Raw genomic sequence first — 1,258 nt, forward strand, 5'->3', positions numbered from 1 at the left:
TGGTTGGGTCCCCGAGTAGGAGTCCGGTGACTATGTGAGTTTCGCATCCGATAATGGATGCAAGGAGGAAATTCACAGATCATGGCACGTAGACATACCCCGGATCAGGTCATCGCGAAAGTGCGTCAGGGCCAGAAGATGCTCAATGAAGGTCGCCCGATGATCGAGGTCATCAAGGAGCTGCAGATCACCGAGGCGACCTGGTATCGGTGGCTTCAGCAGTACGGGTCCGAGAAGAACGCCACGCAGACCAAAGCGGTCAAGGACCTCGAGAAAGAAAACGCCCGATTGAAGAAGCTGGTGGCGGAAAAGGAACTGGCCATCGACATTTTGAACGAGGTGGCGCGGGGAAAATTCTGAGCCCCGAACCACGCCGCCGCGCCGTCCGCATGGCGCAGGAGAAGTTCGGGGCCTCGGAGCGGTTCGCCTGCAAAGTTCTGGGGCAGAACCGGTCCGCGTTGCGTCAGGGTCAACCGGAGGTCAGCTTCGAGGAAGCGCAGTTGCGCTCTGATTTGCGGACCATTGCCGGGAAGTATCCGGCATGGGGCTGGCACAAGGCGCGCTGGCACCTGCTTCGGCAGACGGCCTGGGTTGGCGTGGCGCTCAATAAGAAGCGCGTACGCCGACTCTGGCGGGTCGAGGGGCTGACCTGCAAACCCGAGGCGCGCAAGAAGCGCCGCACCGGGCCCGACGCCGGGGCAGAGAAGCGGTTGAGGGCCGAGTACCCGATGCACGTGGTCAGCTTCGACTTCCAGTCCGATGTGACGTCCTGCGGGCGGCATATCCGGTTCTTCAACGTGATTGATGAATACACCCGCACCGCTTTGGCAATCATCCCGCGGCGGTCCTTCACCGCCACCGATGTGGTCGCTGTCCTCGAGGACGTCATCGCTGAAACCGGTGTGGTCCCGACCTATGTCCGTAGCGATAATGGGCCGGAATTCACCGCCGCTGCGCTGATCGATTGGTGTGCTACCGCAGGTGTGGAGACTGCGTTTATCGATCCTGGATCGCCGTGGCAGAACGGGTTCGCTGAATCGTTCAATGCTCAATTTAGAAGGGAACAACTGACCGGAGAAATCATGGACACGATGGCCGAGGCCAAATACTTGGCCGACGAATGGAAAGGCATCTATAATCATGAACGGCCCCACGGATCCCTCGACGGATTAACACCGTCGAGATGCTGGGAACGCTGGAGTGCAGAGAACCAATTAGCTATCGCATAGCCGCTGGACTGCTAACAGGGGCCCAATCA

1 protein-coding gene is annotated in these 1,258 nt (G+C 59.5%); it reads left to right on the forward strand.

Annotated features, from left to right (window positions below):
- Positions 1-81: 81 nt before the first annotated feature.
- Positions 82-1,229 (forward strand): IS3 family transposase gene (locus tag INT29_RS19895; RefSeq protein ID WP_193073275.1). Its coding sequence is split into 2 segments (ribosomal slippage): positions 82-346 and positions 346-1,229, totalling 1,149 coding nucleotides; the frame shifts between segments, so codons are not numbered across the junction.
- The last annotated feature ends 29 nt before the right edge of the window (positions 1,230-1,258 follow it).

The sequence above is a fragment of the Brevibacterium sp. FME37 genome (genome assembly GCF_014897485.1).
In the GTDB taxonomy this organism is placed as follows: Bacteria; Actinomycetota; Actinomycetes; order Actinomycetales; family Brevibacteriaceae; genus Brevibacterium.